We start from the raw sequence: 6,867 nt of genomic DNA, 5'->3' as shown, positions 1-6,867 counted from the left end.
GCAATGCTTTCGTTCATTTTGCCTTGATGCAAAAAGAACCAAAAAATCAAGAAAAAAATATGCTATCCCCACACTCTGGATATTCTTAACGACTTTTCTGGTTAGCAGAAAAGTCTAAATATCCATTCACCCCACCGCTGGCCCGCATTTTTTTCAGGCCACCGCGCATCCGCACATCAGCAGACTGCTCCATTTCTTCAGAGCATCTCCAACAAACTACAAATGCGCTAATTCATAGCTATCATTGCGAGCCTAGCGTGGCAATCTGCCCAAACACTGCCAAATTCAAAATAATTGCAATTAGCTTCGTATTAGTAGAGCCTGAAAGGCTCCAATCCCATAGCCCGGGATAAAGGAGTAATAAGCGACTGCCATCCCGGGATAAGGAATCCCAATTTTATCGTCGCGCATGCTTTCCTTGATTAGAGGTAATTGGATTATTCGCGACGAAATAGGAAATCTGTTCAGAGATAGGAGTGCAATGCTTTCGTTCATTTTGCCTTGATGCAAAAAGAACCAAAAAATCAAGAAAAAAATATGCTATCCTTACACTCTGGATATTCTTAACGACTTTTCTGGTTAGCAGAAAAGCCTAAATATCCATTCATCCCACCGCCGGCCCGCATTTTTTTCAGGCCAGCGCGCATCCACACATCAGCAGACTGCTCCATTTCTTCAGAGCATCTCCAACAAACTACAAATGCGCTAATTCATAGCTATCATTGTGAGCGTAGCGCGGCAATCTGTACGAACACTGCCAAATTCAAAACAATTGCAATTAGCTGCGCATTTAGTAGAGCCTGAAAGGCTCCAATCTCATAGCCAGGGGCATCGCCCCTGGTATTTATGTACCACGGTTAATTCAGGCTGAAGGCCTGATATATTCCAGCCCTTCAGGCTGAAGACTTACAGCTTATACTAGGGGCGATGCCCCTAGTTATAGTACATTAGCCCTTCAGGCTATGGGATTAGCTGACTGAAGTGATGCTTTAGTGTGAAATGATTCTTCGCGACGGAAATAAGAAAGAGTTTGGAAAGGAATCACAACTAGCAGCAGATTGCTTCATTCGCTATCGCTACTTCGCAAAGACAGCCATTATTGAGTGTCATTGTGAGGCGGAGGCACGTAGCCGTGGCAATCTCCAACAAGTTGCACATCCGTTAATTTATGGCGTTCTCCCATTTCAGGGGAGATGTCTGATAGGACAGAGGGGTGCAAATAGTGAATTCCCGAGTAAATATAAAATGCATATACGCATACTATTATGAAATTCAGTTTCAGATCCAAAATTTTACATGCAAGGAAATATGTCTAATTGTCTATTTATCAGCAATTAGGATATTATGAAGAAGGTATATGCAGGGAGAATAATTTACCTATCAATCAAAAAAATAGTTAAAATAGTGTGGGCTTTGTTAAAATAATTTTTAAATTCATAAACTCAAATCAAAACATAAATAAGTTTCAGCACATATATGGTTCATCGAACTAAAATCGGTAATGATTGGAGGAAAATAGATTGAGGAAACCTCAATCATCTTCAAGGCCAACAAAATCAAGCTTTAAAGACTATTTGTATGTACCTGTTTTTGCTATTTCACTTAAAGCTTGTATTGGCGAGAGAAGGACTAATTAGCAATAAGCTGTAGGTGAGATATTATGGTAGAAGTAAGTATGTATAACATAGATCGTAGAAAAGCAAAGAGGAAGGTAGGCCATGCTGCTGGCTAAGGAAAGGAGAAAAGCGCTGATGGATAAGCGCCAAAAATGTCTAGAATATCTATCAGAAGCGTAAATAGGGGAGAGAAGCGGATAAAGAAAAGCCTGGTGGAAAGGACAGATAAAAGGAACGCGGGAAGCTAGTCGTACTGTTACATGTAATGATAAGGACAGTTACAAGTAATCAAAAAGAGGTTACATGTAATGATAGGAGTCGTTGCAAGTAATCAAAATAGACTTACATGTAATGATAAGGATAGTTACAAGTCATCAAAACGGCGTTACATGTAATGATAAGGATAGTTACAAGTAATCAAAAAGAGGTTACATGTAATGATAAGAGTCGTTACAAGTAATCAAAACAGACTTACATGTAATGATAAGAGTAGTTACAAGTAATCAAAACAGACTTACATGTAATGATAAGAGTCGTTACAAGTAATCAAAAAGAGGTTACATGTAATGATAGGAGTCGTTACAAGTAATTAAAACAGACTTACATGTAATGATTAGAGCCGTTACAAGTAATCAAAACAGCGTTACATGCGATGATAATAGTCGTTACATGTCAAGAGAAAAGAAAAAAACTAAAGAGAATCAGAAAAAGCGTAAAGCAAAATAAATTGCGAATACATAGTAGGGGAGTGGAAAGGACAGAGGATTGTAAAGAAAGTAGAGGATAGGGGAAGCGAAAGTATCGTAAGAAGTTGGGCGAGTATAGCTATGTATAATGACATGTAAAGCCAAAATATAGGAATACAATAAGTCAGAAACATGATAATATGCGAAACAAGCCAACAAGGATTACGAATAGCACAGGGTGCTTCGAACCTTTAACGCTTATTATACCTGCAGTTGCCGTGCTTAACTAGAATAGTTGATGGTATTAATCAAATGTATTAGAAAAATAACGATTTGCTTAACAATGTGCTGAAACTGTACATGCGCAGTAAATACGCCGAAAGCAATGCTGCCTTGTATCAGGATTTTCTGAGCAGTATCGAAATCCCTGGTAGCATGGTTCGCACTAGAGCCATTCAGGGTATCTTCACCGATGCTGTGAACGGAAAGCCAATACGCCGTGTTCGGGTAAGTAGCTACGGACAAAAACCTCAGGTAAAGGGTGGCGAAAAAGGCGGTTATTTCATTACAAACCTAAGTCCGGGGATGCACGAAATAGCCTTTAGCCGAAGTGCTTACATCACCGTAGTGAAAAAGCTGGTGATACTGCCCGATCAACCTATTGTACTGGATGTTGCATTTACACCAGTGCAAATTGAAGAAGCTGGCACGTCCTGGTCAATCGTAAATAAAAATGCTTTCGCAGCTTATATGTTTTAGGCTGCCGACTAGTTCGGCAGCCTATTTTTATTAGTGTAAATCTTATTTAAAATGATTCTATGATCATAATTTGATAAAAGAGGATGCTATATTAAATTATATATTTAATTTTAGGGGGCTTTTATAAAACATACTAAATGCGAAAGGGGAGATTAGACTAGACGATTTAGTACAGACTAACAATTTGGTGGGAGTAAGGAATAGGTTTGAGATTTATACAGGAAGGTTTGGGGTAGGGAAGTTTGAAAACGACAGAGGTTTATACTCCTGTGAGTAATAAATCTCTTGCAAAAATTAAGAGTCCATTAGATGTGATTTTAACCAATAACAATTAGGATAACAATAACTTACAAAAGGGAATAAAATTTTAAAAAGATCAATTATTTTGAAAAAGGGCGGTAATAATTGAACTAAGGTAGCATTCACAGCCCAACAGCTGATAACAATCTGTAAAAATCATAACTAGTGACGGATTCTTACAGTTTAACGTTAGCAAGCATTAGAGTTGCATAGAAGAAGTAAGTGCAAAAAAACATAAGTAGAATAACATGAGACCTTTTAAAATATCAGAATCAGAGTTATTGTATAAATACGCTCAGGGAAAAGATACAGCGGAATGTATTAAAGAAGTAAATAAACTTTTAGAGCTCCATCGAAATAGTTTTTTAAGTCTCGAGACTACATATGATATTTGCCAGAAGTGTGTAGCAGAAATACATGCTATTGAAAAATTTCAAGTACTATCCGATGTTGAAATAGAAAGGTTAAGTAGTATTGTTGCTTCAGAGTGTTTAAATACTATTGTAACAATTATTAATAAAGAAACTTCAACAATCAGTCCATATCCTACTTTCCATACTATACGCCAATCACAAAAAACATTAAGACTTCTTTGGTACTTAAACAAAGATGAACCTACTCAAAAAAGATGTTCAAAGATTGAATATCAGGTGGACTTTCAGTTTGATACAAGAGAGGGAAATGACTCTTGGATTGGGATAATCAGGTCATACTATAAGAGAAACCCCATTTTTGCTTATAATATCTCGGGAATTATTCTGATTGTTGTTGTTGCATACTTGCTACAATTAATTTTTTCAATTTTTTAAACTAGAATTAATAGCTAAACATTACGCTTATGCCTATATGCAAACTATGTAAGCAAGAGAAACCTCTAATTAAGAAATCGCATATTATCCCTGATTTTCTTCACAAAGAACTCTATGATCAAAATCATCGCATTAAAAAATTTAATGCTAAAGGTTTCAAACTAGGATTAACTAGAATTTCCAAACCGCCTACAGGAGAATACGAGGGCGGTCTGCTTTGCAAGGAATGTGACGGTGAAGTATTGGGAAAATATGAAACCTATTTAGGAAAAATCCTTTCTAAATCAGATATGCCAAAAGAACAAAAACCAATTTGTAGAAAAATAAGAAATGAAAATGGTGTTGAATTTTTGGAAATCAGAAATGTTGATTATAAGTTGTTAAAATTAGGTCTATTAACAATCCTGTGGCGTTCAGACATCTCTACAAGAAAGACATTTCAAGAAGTCAAATTAGGACCTTATGAGGAAAAAATTAGAAAACAGCTAATTGAAGACAATCCATCTAATGACAATGACATTGAGATTGCCGTCATGTCTTGGCGAAATGATAAGAAAATGGCCACTGATGTAATAGGGCAACCTCGTTTGCATAAGAAGAATGGAAAAACTTACTACTCGATAATCATCAATGGGTATATTGTACTATACTTTATCTCTGAGAATTCAATAGATAAGAATTTCAAGTCATTCCGTTTAAAAGAAGATAATACACTGTCAATTGTCAATCTTCCTAGAGGATACGGAATGGAATTTCTTTTAAATTATACAGGTGCAATAGAAAGCAAAGAATAACGCTTGTTAACAAAAACTAAATGCCATACGGGTTTAGTTGGTAATCTAACTACAATTCTTTGTATTAACAACGCCAATTCGTCTTCGACGACTTGACGAGAAAAATGAAATTAGAAATAAACGAATTGGCTCAGCACAACTTGACAAGATTATACTTCGAAATCCCGTACAGCATTTAGTCAAACCGTTAGCGGGCATTATAAAAACCAAACAAAATGAAATATTTAGCATTAGATGTTGAAACTGCAAATGCAGATTATTCCAGTATCTGTCAAATAGGAATTGCGGAATTTGAAAATGGAAAAGTCATTAATAAATGGAGCACATTGATTAATCCAGAATCATATTTTGACCCATTCAATATTTCCATTCATGGCATAAATGAATCTGACGTTAAAAACTCCCCTACTTTTGATAAAATCTACGAGGAAATTAAAAATCGACTGGAAGAAAAAATTACTGTTCATCACATGCCATTTGACCGAGTTGCATTAAATAGGGTTTGTGAAGAATATCAATTATCGCCAATAAAAACAAAATGGTTGGACTCGGCTAAAATAACAAGGCGTACTTGGGAACAATTTGCTTACAAAGGATATGGGTTAAAAAATATCGCAGACTACTTAGAAATTAAATTTGAACACCACGATGCACTTCAAGATGCTATCGCAGCAGGTTTAGTTGTTGCTAATGCATGTTTAATTAAAGAAATGTCAATCGAAGATTGGTTCCAAAGAATTGGAATGCCAATAAATCAAAATACTTCAAAATCTGACTATTCAGCATCAATCAAACAAGATGGAAATCCAGAAGGTTCTCTTTTCGGTGAAAATTTAGTTTTTACTGGAGCTTTATCACTTCCAAGAAAAGAAGCTGCTGGAATTGCAGCCAAAATAGGGTGTAATGTTTTAAACTCCGTTACACAAAAAACCACAATCTTAGTGGTAGGAACACAAGATTCAACAAAATTAGCTGGTTACGAAAAAAGTTCAAAACACCGAAAAACTGAAGAACTTATTGAAAAAGGAAAAATAATTAAAATTTTATCCGAAAAGGATTTTATAAAAATGTGCAATGATGAGGACAAAGATTTAAATATTGAAGTTCCAATTGATACACCAACTATAAAAGAAACTAAAAAGTCACCTCAAAAAAATCAATCTTTAACAATTGAGATAAATCTTACAGAAAAAGTCGCAGAGGCTTTTAACGGGTTGTCAAATGAGCAGAAAGAACTATTAATTGAATCAAGTAAAAAAGAACAAGAGTTTTTAGATAGTATTCCAGAATTTAGTCATGACGAAAAAAGAAATTTTGCGAATAATTTTCAAATCCAATTGGAAAAGATTGAAACTGCATACGAGGATTTTAATATTGAATCGTACGAAGATGATGACTTAGAAATACTCTTCACTATAGAATCTGAAATTGACCAATTAACGGAAATGAATTTCGATTTAATGAAAAACAAAATCACAATTAGTGAATTTTACGAGCAACTTGACAGTTCGGTAGATTTTATCGAATCTGATTTGGATGAAAATGATTATCCGAAAAAGGTAAAAAAGTTTGCACAGACAATAATGAAAGAATTTAATAAAACAAAAGAACAAATAACGGTTGCCAATAAATAGAACTATGAGCGGTCTGCAAGACCCAGCGATGAGTACATGTTGAACTACCCGGGACAACAATAAATTCGAGGGTAGTGTCCCGCTTCAGCTTTCTTGTAACTTGACAGGAAAGTGCAACGCCATCGTCTACTATTCATACACCAATGTATAAACTATACAAAAGGAAATGAAATTTTAAAAGTAAATTTATGAATCAGAATAGCTTAAAATTTACATTAGTGGTATTCACAGCAAAACTCATCCCAACACGCTGTAAAAATTATAACTAG

Annotated in this window: 4 protein-coding genes; all 4 read left to right on the top strand. The window is 35.3% G+C overall.

Features of this window, described 5'->3' with window-relative positions:
- Positions 1-2,662: 2,662 nt before the first annotated feature.
- The 4 genes from DLK05_RS16195 to DLK05_RS17600 all read left to right on the top strand — a co-directional run bounded on the left by DLK05_RS16195 (position 2,663) and on the right by DLK05_RS17600 (position 6,598).
- A complete protein-coding gene (locus DLK05_RS16195) occupies positions 2,663-3,061 on the top strand; it encodes a carboxypeptidase-like regulatory domain-containing protein (protein WP_127345053.1) in 399 nt (132 codons plus the stop codon).
- 548 nt (positions 3,062-3,609) lie between these two features.
- Positions 3,610-4,170, top strand: coding sequence for a hypothetical protein (locus DLK05_RS16185; protein ID WP_127345052.1), 561 nt, complete (start codon positions 3,610-3,612; stop codon positions 4,168-4,170).
- A 29-nt stretch (positions 4,171-4,199) separates the two neighbouring features.
- Positions 4,200-4,964 (top strand): hypothetical protein, encoded by a 765-nt coding sequence (locus DLK05_RS16180; RefSeq protein ID WP_127345051.1) that lies wholly within the window; start codon positions 4,200-4,202, stop codon positions 4,962-4,964.
- A 215-nt stretch (positions 4,965-5,179) separates the two neighbouring features.
- Positions 5,180-6,598 (top strand): exonuclease domain-containing protein, encoded by a 1,419-nt coding sequence (locus DLK05_RS17600; RefSeq protein WP_209319929.1) that lies wholly within the window; start codon positions 5,180-5,182, stop codon positions 6,596-6,598.
- The last annotated feature ends 269 nt before the right edge of the window (positions 6,599-6,867 follow it).

The sequence above is a fragment of the Ancylomarina longa genome, from assembly GCF_003996985.1.
Lineage (GTDB): Bacteria > Bacteroidota > Bacteroidia > Bacteroidales > Marinifilaceae > Ancylomarina_A > Ancylomarina_A longa.
The sequence above is the reverse complement of the archived record's forward strand: the minus strand, read 5'-3'. Positions and strand labels throughout refer to the sequence as shown.

Bases quoted from the DNA above. Each gene is read 5' to 3' on its own strand.
- DLK05_RS16195 (WP_127345053.1), top strand. From the start codon at position 2,663: ATGCGCAGTAAATACGCCGAAAGCAATGCTGCCTTGTATCAGGATTTT.
- DLK05_RS16185 (WP_127345052.1), top strand. From the start codon at position 3,610: ATGAGACCTTTTAAAATATCAGAATCAGAGTTATTGTATAAATACGCT.
- DLK05_RS16180 (WP_127345051.1), top strand. From the start codon at position 4,200: ATGCCTATATGCAAACTATGTAAGCAAGAGAAACCTCTAATTAAGAAA.
- DLK05_RS17600 (WP_209319929.1), top strand. From the start codon at position 5,180: ATGAAATATTTAGCATTAGATGTTGAAACTGCAAATGCAGATTATTCC.